15 protein-coding genes and 1 pseudogene are annotated in these 15,946 nt (G+C 58.2%); 8 read left to right on the top strand and 8 right to left on the bottom strand.

The genetic code is table 11. The features are described 5' to 3' along the window. Nucleotides 1-309: 309 nt before the first annotated feature. From hutC to AB4N80_RS23190, 3 genes are read right to left on the bottom strand one after another with little or no spacing between them, the layout of a single operon-like run. Nucleotides 310-1,047 (bottom strand): histidine utilization repressor, encoded by a 738-nt coding sequence (gene hutC, locus AB4N80_RS23200; RefSeq protein ID WP_039011359.1) that lies wholly within the window; start codon nucleotides 1,045-1,047, stop codon nucleotides 310-312. Beyond that, nucleotides 1,047-2,183 (bottom strand): aminotransferase class I/II-fold pyridoxal phosphate-dependent enzyme, encoded by a 1,137-nt coding sequence (locus AB4N80_RS23195; protein WP_258632707.1) that lies wholly within the window; start codon nucleotides 2,181-2,183, stop codon nucleotides 1,047-1,049. Before AB4N80_RS23195 ends, hutC begins: the two co-directional genes overlap by 1 nt. Continuing rightward, entirely contained in the window at nucleotides 2,180-2,386 is a 207-nt protein-coding gene (locus AB4N80_RS23190) for a hypothetical protein (protein ID WP_095962583.1), read from the bottom strand. The genes AB4N80_RS23195 and AB4N80_RS23190 overlap by 4 nt, the downstream gene beginning before the upstream one ends. A gap of 458 nt (nucleotides 2,387-2,844) precedes the next feature. On the opposite strand from AB4N80_RS23190, the gene AB4N80_RS23185 reads away from it, so the two are divergent. The 4 genes and pseudogenes from AB4N80_RS23185 to AB4N80_RS23170 all read left to right on the top strand — a co-directional run bounded on the left by AB4N80_RS23185 (nucleotide 2,845) and on the right by AB4N80_RS23170 (nucleotide 6,565). Continuing rightward, on the top strand, nucleotides 2,845-3,192 hold the full coding sequence (locus AB4N80_RS23185; RefSeq protein WP_025214425.1) for a RidA family protein: 348 nt from the start codon (nucleotides 2,845-2,847) through the stop codon (nucleotides 3,190-3,192). 12 nt (nucleotides 3,193-3,204) lie between these two features. Further along, nucleotides 3,205-4,440 (top strand): NAD(P)/FAD-dependent oxidoreductase, encoded by a 1,236-nt coding sequence (locus tag AB4N80_RS23180; RefSeq protein ID WP_258632710.1) that lies wholly within the window; start codon nucleotides 3,205-3,207, stop codon nucleotides 4,438-4,440. A gap of 139 nt (nucleotides 4,441-4,579) precedes the next feature. Further along, nucleotides 4,580-5,653, top strand: a pseudogene (locus tag AB4N80_RS23175) (cache domain-containing protein); the annotation flags it as partial. Nucleotides 5,654-5,710: 57 nt separating this feature from the next. Further along, nucleotides 5,711-6,565 (top strand): methyl-accepting chemotaxis protein, encoded by an 855-nt coding sequence (locus AB4N80_RS23170; protein WP_394351186.1) that lies wholly within the window; start codon nucleotides 5,711-5,713, stop codon nucleotides 6,563-6,565. Between the two features lie 210 nt (nucleotides 6,566-6,775). On the opposite strand, the gene AB4N80_RS23165 is transcribed toward AB4N80_RS23170, so the two are convergent. From AB4N80_RS23165 to AB4N80_RS23145, 5 genes are all read right to left on the bottom strand, one after another. Next, the gene (locus tag AB4N80_RS23165; protein ID WP_258632714.1) at nucleotides 6,776-8,926 is read right to left on the bottom strand and encodes a TonB-dependent receptor; all 2,151 of its coding nucleotides are present in this window, start codon (nucleotides 8,924-8,926) and stop codon (nucleotides 6,776-6,778) included. Nucleotides 8,927-8,998: 72 nt separating this feature from the next. Continuing rightward, nucleotides 8,999-9,388 carry a DUF2946 family protein gene (locus tag AB4N80_RS23160; protein WP_258632716.1) on the bottom strand — a complete coding sequence of 130 codons (390 nt, stop codon included), beginning with the start codon at nucleotides 9,386-9,388 and terminating at the stop codon, nucleotides 8,999-9,001. 61 nt (nucleotides 9,389-9,449) lie between these two features. After that, on the bottom strand, nucleotides 9,450-10,025 hold the full coding sequence (locus tag AB4N80_RS23155; protein WP_052239506.1) for a c-type cytochrome: 576 nt from the start codon (nucleotides 10,023-10,025) through the stop codon (nucleotides 9,450-9,452). Continuing rightward, nucleotides 10,012-11,319 carry a sulfite dehydrogenase gene (gene soxC, locus AB4N80_RS23150; protein ID WP_258632719.1) on the bottom strand — a complete coding sequence of 436 codons (1,308 nt, stop codon included), beginning with the start codon at nucleotides 11,317-11,319 and terminating at the stop codon, nucleotides 10,012-10,014. Before soxC ends, AB4N80_RS23155 begins: the two co-directional genes overlap by 14 nt. 185 nt (nucleotides 11,320-11,504) lie before the next feature. Beyond that, complete coding sequence (locus tag AB4N80_RS23145) at nucleotides 11,505-12,122, bottom strand: TetR/AcrR family transcriptional regulator (protein WP_258632721.1); 618 nt, start codon at nucleotides 12,120-12,122, stop codon at nucleotides 11,505-11,507. A 192-nt stretch (nucleotides 12,123-12,314) separates the two neighbouring features. Between AB4N80_RS23145 and AB4N80_RS23140 the strand changes: the two genes are divergently transcribed. The 4 genes from AB4N80_RS23140 (at nucleotide 12,315) to AB4N80_RS23125 (ending at nucleotide 15,933) form a co-directional block, all read left to right on the top strand. Further along, nucleotides 12,315-13,208 carry a DMT family transporter gene (locus AB4N80_RS23140; RefSeq protein ID WP_460079004.1) on the top strand — a complete coding sequence of 298 codons (894 nt, stop codon included), beginning with the start codon at nucleotides 12,315-12,317 and terminating at the stop codon, nucleotides 13,206-13,208. A gap of 104 nt (nucleotides 13,209-13,312) precedes the next feature. Then, entirely contained in the window at nucleotides 13,313-14,113 is an 801-nt protein-coding gene (locus AB4N80_RS23135; protein ID WP_043042109.1) for a helix-turn-helix domain-containing protein, read from the top strand. 57 nt (nucleotides 14,114-14,170) lie between these two features. Then, nucleotides 14,171-15,595, top strand: coding sequence for an NAD(P)/FAD-dependent oxidoreductase (locus AB4N80_RS23130; protein ID WP_460079000.1), 1,425 nt, complete (start codon nucleotides 14,171-14,173; stop codon nucleotides 15,593-15,595). Beyond that, nucleotides 15,592-15,933 carry a cupin domain-containing protein gene (locus tag AB4N80_RS23125; RefSeq protein ID WP_460078998.1) on the top strand — a complete coding sequence of 114 codons (342 nt, stop codon included), beginning with the start codon at nucleotides 15,592-15,594 and terminating at the stop codon, nucleotides 15,931-15,933. The genes AB4N80_RS23130 and AB4N80_RS23125 overlap by 4 nt, the downstream gene beginning before the upstream one ends. Nucleotides 15,934-15,946 lie beyond the last annotated feature (13 nt).

Here is a 15,946-nt window from a genome sequence, read left to right as displayed (position 1 = left end):
GTGTGTCGCTATGGGAGTGGTACACAGAGCCCATTTTTTCGTTTAAGCGTGTCGAGGTGACGGATCGACTTTACCGCGTAAATACATACTTGTACATACAGGCATAGCCAATCAAGCAGCCATTTATCTGCTCGGATGTGTATGGGTGGAAAAAGGGCTGGAAACGCTGAGGGGAGGGGGTGATCAGTTTCGTTTTTTCCGGTCACTACGGGCGTAGGGCCTGGGTCTATTGTGATGTATGAATCAGAAAGCGACCGACGCCCTTTGGAAGCGGCGCTGGTCAAGTTTTACGGCAGATGTGTCGAAGAGTCAGACGTCTCTGTGCGCTGCATTCATGGGTAAGCGACTACCCAGTCGATAGCGGGAGGAGGGGTGGACGAGCCGCACAAAGGTGACAATTTTGTTTTGGCTCCAAGTCCGGCGTATGAGGGCCAGGCAAGGTTCGGTTGCATCGATTTGCAGATGTTTGCTCTCCTCTGCGCTGGGGTGGCAGGCCTCTACGATATGTTCCATTTCGTCGGGCTTGATGACTTGCAAAAGGTATTTGGCCGGTTGCAGGTGTTCGCCGAATTTTTGTTTCAGGAACTCTGGCACCAGCTCGGGATTGACGTAACGATCCTCAAGCTGCACTGGCACGTCTTCTTCGCTGTGCGCACAAACCAGATGAAAAACCGAAGAGCCCGTGGGCAGGCCCAGGGCGGAAGCGACTGACATCGATGCGGATTCGCGTCCCAGGTGCAGGACGCGACAGCCGTAACTATGACCCCGAGCGAGAATCTCGTCAGCGATGTTGGTGATGCGCAACAGGTTCGATTGCGGCTTGCTTTCGGCTACGAATGTTCCAACACCTGAAATCCGCACCAATAGACCTTCTTCGGTCAGCTCGCGCAGGGCTCGATTGACGGTCATGCGCGAGATGCCCAGCTCTTGCACCAACTGGTTCTCTGAATAGATCAGGTCGCCAGGTTTCCAAACGCCCGCTCGAAGTTGGTCCAGCACAAAATCCTTCGCGCGTCGGTAGAGCGCTTGTGGTGCATTTTTGATCATCAGTCGGTCCGTGTCTCTTGTGCGGCAAGGACTCTTGCCAAGGAATGGAGGAAAAGATCGTTATCCTCACAGCTTCCTATAGATACCCGCAAGTACTGAGTATATCCCGCTTCGCGCCAAGGCTTGATGATGACCCCTTCGCGCAGCAATGCCTGGTTGATGACTTCGGCAGGATAAGGGGTGCTGAAAAAGAGGAAGTTAGCCATGGAGGGGGCAGTTGTGATGCCTTGCTCTTGCAGTGCGATCTCCAGTCGTCGGCGTTCGCTGGCGACGTGGGAGAGGCCGGCATTCAGATGATTTTCATCGGCCAGCGCGGCGACCGCAGCGGCTTGGGCCACTCGGTTGACATTGAAGGGGGTGCGCAGGCGATTGATCAAATCGGCCAGTAGCGGGTCGCTGACGATGCCATAGCCGATGCGTAAACCTGCCAATGAATAGGCCTTGGAGAAGGTTCGAAGCAGGATAAACGGCTTGCCGCTGGCCTGGATCAAGCCGAGGCAGTCTGGGTACTCAGGCTCCCATTGAGCGTATTCGTAATAGGCTTCGTCAAACACCAGCAAGCATTTGGGAGGTAATGCATCGAGCAATTGCTTCAATTCGATTGCGCTCAAGGTGCAGCCAACCGGATTGGAGGGGCAGGAAAACATCAGCACATGGGTATGCGGTGTAAGGGCGGAAATCATCGCCGCCACGTCAAAAGTGCCTTGGTCGGTCATGGGAACACCGATTACCCGAGCGCCGGCTGCCACTGGAAAAATGAAATGCAAACCGAATGAGGGCACCACGGTAACCACTTCATCATCATGGTCCAGAAACACTCGACTGATGACACTCAGCAAATCCTCAGAACCGTTGCCGAACACGAAGCGATCTTCCGGAACATCAAGTTTTTCCGAGAGTGCGGAGCGCAGTGCCTGGCAGCCAGAGTCGGGGTACAGCGCAATCTCATGACAGGCTTGGGTGGTCGCGGCGTTGACAGCGGGGGCGGTGCCCATTGGGTTTTCATTGCTGCCCAATTTAGCGACGCGTGTCAGACCGAAGCGTTTGCGCACTGCATCAGAGGCGAGGCCGGCGTTGTAACTGGCCAATTCGCGTACTTCAGCGCGAGCAAGCAGGGTCAGGTCGTTGGCGTTCATACAAGGCTAACCTCTCGGGAATTTTGCTGGAAGGTATTGCGATCTGGATGGTTCCGCAGGGGACGCTGCGGGCTCGGCTGTTCAGCGCTTTGACGGATTTCGTGCGGGAGGCTGTAGTGGAAGAGTGTCGCCAATTCGGCGATCCGGCCTGCGGGGCTCATCCCTTCGGTAGTCGCGGCAGTCATCGGGTGCAGTTTTTTCATTGATTACCTCTTAGGTGCAGGGCCACAAGGAAGTGTTGCTGTATGATCCTGTATATATAGGTAACGCAATGTTCAGGCCAAGCCTTATCTTTTCTGTTGATCGCTGCTCGTAAACACCTTCCAGGCCAGGGGGTGCTCACATGAATATTTGTTCAGGTGTAACTGAAGGTTGCATCGGAGTGTTTCCGGGGTCTCATTGATGAGTCGAAAGGAAGCGCATGGTAAGGCTTTCTGCGGACAGTATTTTGGACAGAAGCAGTGCTCGATCCACTTCGGATCAGGGGTCTGAACGGATCCTTGTCTAACAGGCACGGTAAGTGCTTAATCCTGTATATACAGAGCCGTCGATCAGGCTTGTAGATCGATTTCCGATCTGCTGTGACACGCTCGGTCGAGTCGATGGCTAAAAGTGGCGTCTGCTATAGGCGCTTTCATAATCCGCTTAGAGAGAGTCCCCCATGACGGTTAGCAATTTGCCCTTTTCAAAAGTCCGCCACAGCCAAGGCCTAGTGTTTTTATCCGGTGAACTGCCGTTCAATGAGGATGGCAGCTTCCCGGAGGGTATCGAGGCACAAACGCGCCTGACCTTGATGCGCATTGCTCAAACACTGGAAGCTGAGTCACTGTCGTTGGATGACGTGGTGAGCGTCACGGTGTACTTGACCGAGCGGAGTAACTTCGCCGAGTTCAACCGGATTTATGCTTCGTTTTTCACGGCCAATTTGCCTGTTCGCGCTACCGTCTGTGCCGGCCTCGTGGTGGATGCGTTGGTTGAAATCAGTGTCATCGCGCAGCAGCGTGCTTGAGTTGGAGGCAGCGTGAACGACAAACAAGTAGTAGTACTGGGCGCCGGCATCGTCGGTATAAGCACGGCCCTGCATCTGCAACGCCGGGGCTGTGCGGTGACCTTGGTAGACAAGGGGCCGCCCGGGCGCGAGACGTCATACGGTAATGCCGGGATCATCCAGCGCGAGGCCGTTGAACCGTACGGGTTCCCAAGGGACCTGGCGAGCCTGATGAGAGTGGTGACCAAGCGCGATATCGGCGTCAACTATCATCTGCGTGCGATGCCGGAGTACATGCCTACGCTGACCAGGTATTGGGCCAACTCAGCGCCAAGGCATTACCGAGCTATTGCGGACGCCTTTCGGACCTTGGTCGAGCATTCAATCAGCGAGCACTCCGAGTTGATCGAGCAAAGCGAGGCCCAACACCTGATCGTGCACAAAGGTTGGATTCAAGCTTTTCGAACCCCGGAAAAATATGAAAAGGCGATGGAGAGCGCCCAGCGTGTGAGTGCGCACGGTGTATTGTCGCAAGCGTTGGACGGCGCCGGGCTCAGGCTCGCAGAACCCGCTTTGGGTGAAGCTCTCGTTGGGGGGATTCACTGGCTTCAACCTTGGACCTGTGTTGATCCGGGAGAGCTGGTGCAACGCTATGCCGAGCTCTTCTTGCGTGAGGGCGGACAGTTTGAACGCGGCGATGCCCGTTCATTGCGCCAAGCGGGAGCTGGCTGGCGAGTCTCCACCGAGTCCGGGCCGGTCGAAGCATCACAGGTCGTCGTGGCGCTTGGTCCTTGGGCCCAAGAGTTGCTGAGGCCCATGGGTTACCGCATCCCGTTGTTTATCAAGCGTGGTTATCACGCCCATTTCGCCGACGGGGCAAACTTGAGTCGCCCGGTGCTTGATACCGAGCAAGGCTACATGTTGGCGCCGATGAAGCGTGGTGTGCGTCTATCTACGGGGGCCGAATTCGCCCGTCTCGATGCGCCTCTGACCCCAGTGCAGCTAGGGAAGGCCGAAAGCGCGGCCCGACAACTCTTGGCATTGGGATCTCAGGTTGAGCGGACGCCATGGAGCGGTGCGCGACCTTGTACCGTTGATATGAAACCGGTCATTGGTGCCGCGCCGTCGCATAAGGGGCTCTGGTTCAACTTCGGCCATGCTCATCAAGGTTTTACGCTAGGTCCGGTCAGTGGCCGGCTGCTTGCGGAATTAATGATGGGAGAAACACCAGTGGTCGAGCCGGCACCCTTCGCTCCTGGGCGTTTCTGAATTGACGATGCGTCGGCCTTCTCGTCCCTCCTCTTGAGAGGAGGGCAGGCATTATCTGAAAGAAAAATGACGACCGAATTGTCTCGTTTCCACGTCGTGTGAGCAACGTTTACAGCACTCGCCGCGGGCGCTTTTACCCATGGGCGCCCACGTTCCATCTGCCTGCCCAGGAATACTCATGAACATCAAACAGAAACTCACGTGGGCGTTTGCCGCTATCGCCTGCGCGCCAGTCATATTGGTCGCAATGGTTGTCGTACTGAACTTGCGTAGCGCAGCGCAAGCCAGTTTCCTGGATAGCAGTGGCCGCGAAATCAGGCAGATTGACCGCGGGATGCGGCAGTTTTTCGACAGCATCCGCCAAAACGTCGAATACCTTGCCAAAGACCCTCGGATCGCCAACGTTCAGGGATTGAAGAACTATACGGCCGCTGACGCCCCGAAAACGCCTCTGACGAAGGTCGATCGACAGATCCAGGTGGTATTCGACAGTTTCGCAGAAACCCACCCAACCACGGCTTCCATTTCCCTTGGACTCAATGACGGAGGTTTTGCAGGTTGGCCCGATGACCAGACAATGGCCAGCTACGACCCACGGGTGCGACCTTGGTACAAGGCTGCCATGGAAGCCGCACGAGGCTCAACCGTAAGGACGGGCGCGTATTACTGGGCACCCGATGACATGGTGCTGGTCAGTACGGTCCGCACGATCAATGACGCGAGCGGTGCCCCGGTGGGCGTCGTTGGCGTGGACGTATCGCTCAAGCAACTGACTGAATTGGTCAAAGCCATCAAGTTGGGCAAGAGTGGTTACCTGATGTTGGTCGAGGCCAATGGCAATGTCTTGGTCGATCCCGCAAATGCCAAAAACAATTTCAAGCCGTTAGGTGAGCTAGGACCCGGCTATGCCGAATTGGCCAAAAGCGCTGATGGGGTGACTCAAGTCGAGATCGATGGTGTGCCATACATGGTCAACGTCCTGAGTTCCGATGGCCTGGGTTGGCGTTTTATTGGCCTGATCAAGCGTGATGAAGTGATGGCCGACGCCATGAGCCTGACCTGGTTGATTGCAGCCATCGCTGTTGCATTGGCCGTGGTGTTCGCCATCGTTGGTGCTGGTTTTGCCAGCGTGATCGTGCGCCCGATTCGTGGCGTGGCTGATGGGTTGCAAGAGATTGCCGAAGGTGAAGGTGACCTTACACGTCAACTCCAAGTACGGGGCAAGGACGAAACTGCCAACCTGGCCGGTTGGTTCAATCAGTTTCTAAGCATGATCGCTCAGTTGGTGAAGCGTATTGGCAATGCGTCGTCCGATCTGCAAGTCGCTGCCGCTGACACCAACGAAGTCGCCAATAACATGAACCTGGCTGCCGGCCGCCAACGTGAGGCGGTGGAATTGGTAAGCACCGCTTTCAATGAAATGCTCGCCACTGCCAATGAGGTCGCACGTTCCTGCAGTGCCGCGGCGTCGAGTGCTGATGAAGGCTACCGCGACGTGCACGATGGCCAGAAGCAAATCAGCGAAGCCACCGGCAGCGTGCTCAAGCTCAGTGAGGAGCTGCAGGTATCGACCCAGACCATGCATCTGCTCGAGCAAGACAGCAATAACATCAATGCGATTCTCGACACCATTCGCTCGATTGCCGAGCAGACCAACTTGCTGGCGCTCAACGCCGCCATCGAAGCCGCCCGTGCGGGTGATCAAGGGCGTGGCTTTGCAGTGGTCGCGGATGAAGTTCGCGCCTTGGCTCGTCGCACCTCCGACTCTACCGGCGAAATAGACAGCCTACTGGGTAACCTCGCTCGCCGCACCCAGGAAGTCACCCAGCAGATGCAAGGCAGCCTGCAAGCGTCCCAGGCTAGCGTGCAGCGGATCCAGCGGGCCCGCGACAGCTTCGACAAGATCCGCGCTTCAGTGGACTCGATTCGCGACCAGAACACCCAGATCGCCACGGCGGCAGAGGAGCAGCATCAAGTGGCGGAGGAGATCAATCGGCACATCGCACAGATCCACGCCGATGCGCAGATGGTAGAGGAGTTCGCGCATTCAGCCCATGCCGGATCGGGGCGAATGACGGCCATTTCTGGCCAGCTTCAAGGATTGGTCGGGCGCTTCAAGTTTTAGTCCGTACGAACAATGGACGCTCAATTGCCGATTAGAGGGTAAGCCCCATGAGCGTTGAGCCCAGAGAAAAAACAGTGAAAGCCGCCGTCCCTGGCGGTCCCGTCCAGCGGGCCATTCAAACAGGCTGATCAACGCGGGAAGGCCTGCGCTCCGAATCATGATTAGACCTGTCAGGTCGCCAGACCGTGTGCTGCATTCCGTTCGGGGTCGTCAGTACTTCCACTGCACAGCGACTTCCAGACTGCGCGGCTCGCCCACGTAATACTGGGTGTTGCTCTGGTGGATGAAACGGGCATAGACCTCGTCGGTCAGGTTGCGCAGGCGCGCGCTGACCTGTACGTGTTTGTCCAGATCGTGGGTCATGGACAAACCATAGACAGTGTACGAGGGCACCCAGGTCGTATTGGCGGTGTTAGCGTAGACCGACGACACATAGCGCACGTCGGCCCCGAGCTGCCAGTCAGGAGCCACGTCATAGGTCAGCCAGAGATTGGCTACGCGGTCGGGAATGTTCACCGGATTCTTGCCTTTGCGCGAGAACACAACACCGGCGATGGTTTCATTGAACTCGTCGTACTCAGCCCTTACCCAACTGAAGTTACCGGCCGCCAATAGCTTGGGCGTGATCTTGAATGAAGCGGCCAGCTCTATGCCGGTGGAGGTTTGTTGACCCGCTTGTTCGGTGGTGTTGGGCACCGTCGAGGAGGGGACGGAGATGTTTTTGCGCACGATGCGGTAGGCCGCGGCGGTGGCCGAGCCGCGACCGTCAAGAAAATCGAACTTGCTGCCCACCTCGAATTGGCGACCGGTGCTCAAGTCGAAGTTGCTCACCTGGGCAATGGAGGCGCTGGTAAGCGTCCCTCCCGGCGGCTCGGCCGAGGTACTGTATTGGGTATAAAGGCTGACATTCGACGTTAGGTCGTACACCAGGCCCAGGCGTCCCGTGATTGCATCCCAACGCTTGTCGAGCCTGGCCTGCGCCGCATGATCGACGATCTCGAAGTCGATATGGTCATAGCGCAGCGCAGTGATCAGCGCCAGTTGCTCGGTCAGGCGCGTGCGGTTCTCGACGAACGCCGACGAGGTATCGGTCCACGTGCTGCGACCTTTAGTGCGCGGTGCATCCATCCCCGGAATGTCCAGGAAGTGGCCCGGCTCGAAGCCATCTGGATCGATGGTGTCGAAGGCGCCTTTGGACAACGGGTAATTGGTTTGCTGGTTGGTGTTGTAATCCACGCCCAGCGCCCAATCGCTGGCCAGGCCGAACAGTTGAGCCTGGTGAGTCAGCTCGAAGCGGTCACCGTTGACCTCCTGGTCGTGCCGCTGGCGGTAACCGCCGGAGCGGGCGATGGCGCTGTTGTCGCTGTTGTAGCGGTAGACCTCAAGGTTGCGGTAATCGCGCTGGCCATCGTAGTGGTAGAAGGTATTGCGCAACTGGGTATTGTCGTCCAACTGGTAGTCCGTGATCGAGCGTATCCAGCGGGTGCGCTGCTCGTAGCGACCGTCCTCGACGTTGTAGTTGTTGAAGCGGTTGTGCTTGTCGATCTGCAGCTTGCCGGTCAGCGGTTGCAGTACCGGCGTGCCCCAGTAGGGACTGTCTTCCTTCTCTTCCAGGTATTCGATCGCCAGCGTATGGGAGAGTCGGTCGTTGATGTCGCTGAGCAGCGAGAAGGCCAGGTTGCCCGCACCGTTCTCCTGGCGATCTATGTAGCCGTTGCTGCTGGTGCGGCTATAGTCGAGGCGCGCATAGTGGCGCGGGCCATCGCCGCTGTTGAGCGCTTTATTGAAGCCGACCGCGGTTTCCCAGGTGTCGTAGCGACCGTAGCTCATCCGGCCTTCGAAGGTATCTTCCTCGCGGTTGGCAAGTTTGGTGATCACGTTCAGGCTGCCACCCACGGCACCGCTGCCGTTGAGGAACGAGGACGGGCCGCCGAGCAATTCCACCCGGTCATAAATCCAGGCGCCGACCGGACGTGCTGCGCCGCCGTATTGCAGATTGATGCCGTTGAACAACTGGCTGATCTGGGCGCCGTTGAAGCCGCGGTACGATACATAGCCGCCCCAGCCGGGTGGCGCAGAAGCGTTAACCCCAGGCAGAGCGTTCGCCGCGTCTTGAAAGTTGCGTGCGCCGATACGTTCTATCGTCTTGCGATCGGCCACGCTTACAGAGGCGGGATTTTCCCGGGCACTGAGATTCAGGCGCGAGCCGCTTTCGATGGGGGTATCCAGGTCCAGGCGGGTGGCCGGTTTCGGCTGGTCGGCCGAGGCATTGATGTAACTGGTGGGTAAGTTCAGGGCAGTGTCTTGCGCCCACGCGCAGGTGCTGCCCGCGAGCAGCGCTAAAGTGGTCAAGCGAAACATGAAGAGCTTCCTGGCTTAATTCGATGAGCACACACCCCGCCGCGCTTGATGCAGCGGCGGGTGGTGAAGATGTCAGAGCGCGGGAAGCAGGGCGGGGGAGGCGCGAGGATTGATCAAGGGCCATCGCTGCCTGGGTTGGCAACGGGTCGGTTGTGCGGGCAAGGGCTTGGCTGGCTCGCCGGCAAGCAGGGCGAGCAGCCCGAAAAACGCCGCCAGCAGGATCGCACCGAACAGGCTCGCAATGACGCAATCAGCGACGACGGGCAGCGAAGGGGCGGGCACATCCTGCAGGCCCTCGAATATTGCCCCGCCGTCAGTAGAGCAAAACAGTCCGCCGTCCAAACCGCTCAATCGCAAGCCGGCCATTTGTCCATGGCCCATCGCACACAGCAACGAACCGAACAGGATGCTGAAGTACAGCACCCAGGCAATCATCGATTTTTCGCGGCTGGCCAGCTTCATCAGCAAAGCTCGTTGAGAAGGAACGGTTTATCGGCGAGCGGATTTTACATTTTTTGATCCGTCAGTGAGCTTTTAAACAGTTCGACATACAGGCAACCGCCTTGCTGTCCGGTCTGTCGTCGGTATAAAAACCGTCTCGATTCGGCATCTTTACATCCGCCAAGGTCGATGCATCCACGGTCGCGTTGGCGTCCAGCAGTTTGTTCATGTGCAGGATGTAGCCGGTCACCGCATAGACTTGTTCGTTGGACAATGACTGTGGCGCCTGGAAGGGCATGGCTCTTCGGATGTAGTCGAAAAGCGTCGTTGCATAGGGCCAATAGCTGCCGACTGTCTTGAGCGGTTTGTCAGTCGTCAGCGTTCCTGCGCCCCCCGCCAACGCGGGGCCGATGCCACCTTCGAGCTTCACGCCATGACAGCTGACGCAGCTGCTCATGTAGACCTTTTCCCCATCAGCCACCGTTGCGCGCCCTGGAGGCAACGCCTTGCCGTCGGGTGCCACGTCGATGTTCCAACTGGCGATCTGCGCTTCGGTAGCCTTGGTGCCCAAACCGTACTGGGATTGTGCCGAGGCATGGGTCAGCGCACAGGCGCACAGCAAACCGATGAGAAACGATCCACCTTTAAGCCCGTCCATTGGTCACCTCCCCATTGCTGGAAACACGCCACGGTTGCACCGAATTGTTGTGGTAGAAAGAGACCTTGCCACGTTCATCAATCAACTGTTCCAGCATCGGCTGAACATAGCCGGTCTCGTCGATGGCGCGGCTCATGATCATCAATTCCTGGCCGTTCCATTCGAAAGGCGCCCTGAAGACAGTCAGCGCCTTGGTCAGAATGGGCTCCTGTAGCCTGGCTTGCGTCCAGGTATTGCCGCCGTCGACGGAGACATCGACACGGGTGATTTTTCCGTGGCCGCTCCAGGCAATGCCACGCATCTCATGCAGGCCTTTGCGCGTCAGTTTCTGGGTGCCGGAAGGGTAGGTCACCAGCGATTTGCATTCCATGACAAAGGAAAATTTCCGAGCTTTGCCGTTGGCCATCAAGTCGGTGTATTTGGCGGTTTCTTCCCGGCTGTAGGCGGGCGCATCGGTGACATGCAGTCGGCGCAGCCATTTGATGTGGGTATTGCCCTCGTAGCCGGGGACAAACAGGCGCAGCGGATAGCCCTGTTCCGGCCTTAGACGCTCGCCGTTCTGGCTGTAGACCACCATCACATCGTCCAGGCATTTCTCGATGGGAATGCTGCGCGTCATTGCGGCGCCGTCCGCCCCTTCGGCAATGATCCACTTGGCTTGGGGCTTGAGCCCGGCTTCATCCAGCAGGGTCTTCAGGGGAACGCCCGTCCATTCAGCGCAACTCACCAGGCCACTGACCTCGGCGGCGGTTTTGCCCCACGGAGGTAGAAACGATGGATTGCCCGAACACTCCATGAAGTGCACTCGTGACACGGCGGGGAACTGGCGTATCTCGTCCACGGTAAAGATCAAGGCGTTTTCGGTGAGGCCGTGAATTACCAACCGGTGTTCCGCCGGATCGATTTGCGGGACACCCGCATGATGGCGCTCATAGAACAGACCGTTCGGGGTAATGATGCCGTCCAGTTCCTGAAGTGGCGAGGTGCTGTAGGCGGACATCGTGTCCTTCAGGCCGGGATATAGATTTCTGACCGCTTTGGTTTCGAACGTTGAAGGTTTGCCATAAGGGCTTGCCGTGGGGGTGCCAAGGCTACTGGTCCATTGCGGGACTTCAAGGGGCAGGTTCGGATCAAGAGGGGCGACGTTGGTCGTCTCTGCGTTGACCAGGTCGCTATCGCCCAGAGCAAAGGCAGCAGTACCGATAACGGCCCCGCTTTGAATCAAGAAATCCCTGCGAGCCAAAGATGTTTGAGGCATGTCTTGCTTGGCGGGGACCATGGATTTTTTTGTCATTGTTGTTCCCTCTGATTCCTTTGTCGGGCTGGACCCAACGGCGAGTCTATAGACCGATCGGTCGGTCTGTAGGTAAGCCTAGAACGAAAAACGCGCGTGGTCCAGTCGCAAGGACGACCATCGGTGATGGCACGTGAATGAGGGGAGCGAGGAAAGCGGCGCACTTGAAGCGCCGCTGATGACAGTCAAGCCGGGCGCGGCTCAACCTTCAGTCCGGGCAGGAGGGTGTCGCAAAAGAACGTCGCGATGGATTCCGGAGAGCGCGGGCCTCCGGGCTTGATCCACAAGTAGCTGTAGTGGTGGATACCAAGAATAGCCTTCACGGCTAACGAGTCCGATGTGCGGAAGGTCCCCTCGCTCACGCCAGCCTTGAGGATATTCGACCAGAGCTTTTCATACTGCCGGTGCAGGTCGAGCAATTCAGTCTGGCGCTCGCCAATGACCGAATACACTTCTCGAAAACACACCGTCATTTCAGCCAGGTGGGTGACAATAGTGCGCATCACGATGGCCGAGAATTGGCGAAATTTATCTTCTGCAGGCTGGTCGCTCTCGTACAGGGGCGTACCTTCTGCGATGAGCACTCGCAAATACCGGCTGGTGATTTCGAACAGCAATTCTTCCTTGCTGCCGATGTGGTAATACAGCGCGCCTCGAGCCAGGCCAGTGGCTTTTTCCAACTCAGCCATGCCGGTTGCGTGAAACCCGCGCGTCGAGAACAGCTGCGCAGCGATCTTCAGTATCCGCTCCTTAGTGCTTGTTTCAGCAGATTCGGCAGCGACGACGGCGTTCTTTTTTCCCATGGGTCAATTCCAACCGGTTGAGCGCCAATCATACCCATGCGTGCGCGGTGAAGGATACAGACGGGCGAAGCTCATCCCATGGTTGCAGGAAGATAGTTGTATTGACCGATCGGTACAGAGGCGTTTAACGTGTTTTTAAGGGCGCGGTGGCGTCAAGAGTTCTGAGAGCCTGCCTAGGCATTGGGATCGACCATGACAATAAGCAACCCCGTAACGAAGGCGTCCAGCTCGTCAGCCTCGGCAAGATTGATCGCGATGATCTGTTTCGCCATGCTCGCCTTTGCCGCGAACTCCTTGCTGTGCCGCCTGGCGCTTAAGCACACCGACATTGATGCTGCGAGTTTCAGCGTTGTCCGGCTGGCCAGCGGGGCCTTGGTGTTATGGCTGTTGTGTGCCTTGAGGCGGACCTCAACCATAGGCAAAGGCAGTTGGCAGGGGGCCGCTGCCTTGTTCGTTTACGTCTTCGCTTTTTCCTTCGCGTACCGTCATTTGGAGACCGGGACGGGGGCATTGCTGCTGTTTGGCGCGGTTCAGCTGAGCATGGTTCTGTACGGCATGTTCAAAGGCGAGCGGATGCACACGTTGGCAGTCGTTGGGTTTGTGCTGGCGATTGCTGGCTTGGCCAGTCTGCTGCTTCCAGGTGCCGCAGCACCTGACCCCGTTAGCGCACTCACGATGCTGTTATCGGGGGTGGCATGGGGGATCTATTCACTGCTTGGCAAAACTGTCGCCGATCCGCTGACAACCACAGCCGGCAATTTTCTGCGCTCGATTCCCCTGGTCTTGGTTGCAAGTTTGCCGTTTCTCTCAGAGCTGCGTTGGGATCTGCTGGGGATATTTTATGCGGTTCTTTCCGGCGCGCTGGCGTCGGGCGTTGGCTACGCGGTCTGGTACGTCGCGGTGCGTTATCTTGCAGCGTTTCAAGCCGCGACGGTGCAGCTAAGCGTGCCCATCCTGGCTTCGCTGGCGGGCATCGTTTTTCTGGGGGAAAGCCTGAGCGTAAGGATGGTGTTGGCATCCATTGCTGTACTGGGCGGCGTTGCGTTGGTGCTGGGTGGCAAGCATGGCAGAGCCACAGGCAGCTAGAGGCTCCGCTCGCTCAATCATGTGCGCCTGCGCGTGCCTGAATTTGTTCGCTCAACCACTCAAGGACTAGACTGGTGCCGCCCAGTCATAAGGCCCGTCAACCCATGCTTCTCGTCCCGTCAGATACCGCCGAACAGACAAAACTCACCCTTGAGGTGGTGCTGCGCTATCACATGGCCTGGAAGCACCGCGACCTGGAGGCGATACTCGCGCTCTATCACCCGCAAGTGCAATACAACGATTTTTTCCAGAACCGCAGCATGGGCCTGACCGAGCTGCGCGCCTACATCACCGGCACGTTGCCGCGCCATCCCGATGAATATCTTGAGCACAATGACCGCATTCGCGCTGACGGCTGCACGGCATTCATCCAGTACCAGACCGCCCTGAAGGGCAGTGGCGAGCGGGTGGTTTTTCGCACCAGCGAAGCGATCACCGTATGTGAGGGTCAGATCCTGCGTGTCAATGAATACGCGTCACTCGTGCGTGACGGCGAGCCGCACGCCGGGCGTCGCGCCCCTGCCATCAGTAAGCTGGGGCTCTCGGCGCGCCAGTTGAGTTTCATGGCGAGAGACTTGGCCGATTACTTTACCCGCCAGCAGCCATTCCTGGACCCTGACCTGGATCTTGCACGGATCGCCAGCGCCACCGGGTACAGCCGTAATCAGTTGTCTTACTTATTGAATCAAGTGCTCGGGCAAAGCTTCTATCGCTACGTGACTCAGGCTCGCTTGGCCTACCTCCTTGAACGCCTCGCCAGTTACGACGAAAACGCACCCATCGATGCCCTCGCAGTGGCTGCCGGATTCAATTCCACCTCTGCGTTCTACAAGGCTTTCCGCTGCCATACCGGCTGCACACCAAAAGCCTGGTTGAAGGCCAATTGCGCGCGTACCCGCAGATAACACAGGCCCCTTCGCTGCGCATTAAGCTCTGTCGGCAATCAAACGATGGAGCAGGTAATGGCTGGTTGGGGTGGTGTGAGTTTGTGGATGGAGCAAGTCGACGAGGCGCTGACGCCGCGTCCGGCGTTGCATCAGGATCTGCGAGCCGATGTGGTGATCATCGGTGCCGGCTACAGCGGCCTTTGGACGGCCTATTACCTCAAGCAGCAAGCACCGCACCTGGATATCGTCATAGTTGAAGCACAGATTGCCGGTTTCGGCGCCTCCGGTCGCAATGGCGGCTGGTTGATGGGTAATCTGCTCGGCGAAGACCGACTCCTGGGGCCCTTGCCTGCCGCGCAGCGTCATGCAGGATATCAACTGCTGCACGGAATTCCCGATGAAGTGGCGCGGGTGTGCCACGTCGAAAGCATCGATTGCGAACTGCGTAAAGGCGGAGTGCTGTACTGCGCGGCGCGGTATCCCGAGCAAGAACGGCGCCTGCGCGAACAACTCGCTGCCGCCCGTGCCCAAGGCCTGGGTGAGGACGATTATCGCTGGTTGAGCGCTCAGGCCTTGTGCGAACAATTGAATGTGGCCCAGGCGTACGGCGCCCTGTATTCACCTCACTGCGCGACCCTTCAACCTGCCCGGTTGGTACGGGGGCTAGCCGATGTCGTGGAACGCATGGGTGTGCGGATTTTCGAGCAAAGCGCTGTGCTCGACTGGACGGCAGGCCAAGTTCGAACCGAGCACGGTCGGGTGAGCGCCGATTGGGTGGTGCCGGCCGTCGAGGGGTATGCCAGTGCCTTGCCCCCGTTGAACAAATATCAACTGGCCGCGCAGAGCCTGATCGTTGCGACTGAGCCGCTCCCGGCGGACGTATGGGCCGAAATCGGACTCAGCCGTGGCCAGGCTTTCAGCGAAAACAGTCGACAAGTCACCTACGGTCAGCGCAGCCGCGATGACCGCCTGGTATTTGGTGCCCGCGGTGGCTATCGCTTTGGAGGTCGCCTGCGCAGTGACTTCAACCTCAGTCAGGCCGAACGTGAGTTGCGCCAGTACCTGTTTAGCGAACTATTCCCGGTTTTGCGCAATGTTCGCCTGACTCACGCCTGGGGCGGCAACCTGGGTGTCGCCCGGCATTTTCACCCGCACATGCTGGCCGACCGTCGCCAGAAGATCGCACTCGCCGGTGGCTATGGCGGTGAAGGCGTAGGCGCCAGCAACCTGGGTGGCCGTACCGTGGCCGCGCTGATTCTTGGTCAGGACAACGAACTGACACGCCAGCCTTGGGTGTGGGCCGACCGTCCGCTGGCCTCGTTGCCACGCTGGGAGCCAGAGCCCCTGCGCTGGCTGGGTTACAACGCCATTATCCAGAGCTTTGTTCACGAGGATCGGATATTGGCCAACCTCCATGTACCGCGCTGGCGTCGCCGGATGGCCGAGGGTCTGGCGGGTTGCATGGAACGATTGATGAAGTCCAAGGAGCCGTTCGCATGAAGATCGATCATTTTCGCGACACCCCACACTTGCCTCTCGGGGAATCGAGCGCTGTCGGCGTACCGCTGGGTGAGCCGGTTTCAAAGGTTGCCACGACAAGCGTTGAACGCGATGACGGCGTCGAAGCCGGCGTGTGGGAATGCACCCCCGGCCGCTGGCGGCGCCAGATCGTGCAACAGGAGTTCTGCCATTTCATCCAGGGACGCTGCACCTTCACCCCGGATGGCGGTGAGGCTCTTTATATCCAGGCCGGCGACGCATTGATGTTGCCTGCGAACACCACGGGAGTCTGGGACATACAAGAAACCGTTCGCAAAAGCTATGTGCTGATTTTCTGAACTGCCTTCATCC

Source organism: Pseudomonas sp. H3_A02 (genome assembly GCF_054671965.1).
The sequence above is the reverse complement of the archived record's forward strand: the minus strand, read 5'-3'. Positions and strand labels throughout refer to the sequence as shown.